Below are 228 nucleotides of genomic sequence, written 5' to 3' on the forward strand. Positions count from 1 at the left end.
GTGCAGATCTCGGTGCTATCACTCTTGCTGGGTTTACTCCTTGCAACCGTTCTGTTGGCGTGCCGGTTATCACAATTTATTATCTTGCGGTGGGCAGCCAACATCTACGTCAGCGTATTTCGCGGTACACCCTGCCTGGTGCAGTTGTTCATTATCTATTTTGGTGGGCCACAAATAGGTATTGAGCTTGAGCCGTTTGCTGCTGCGGTGATCGGTTTAGGCATGAAT

At 49.6% G+C, this 228-nt stretch carries 1 protein-coding gene; it reads left to right on the forward strand.

The features are described 5' to 3' along the window. Positions 1-12: 12 nt before the first annotated feature. On the forward strand, positions 13-228 hold a 216-nt coding region (locus tag R0J88_RS24240; protein ID WP_410901492.1), incomplete at its 3' end, for an ABC transporter permease subunit.

This window comes from Pseudoalteromonas sp. SIMBA_162, from assembly GCF_046535955.1.
Lineage (GTDB): Bacteria > Pseudomonadota > Gammaproteobacteria > Enterobacterales > Alteromonadaceae > Pseudoalteromonas > Pseudoalteromonas marina.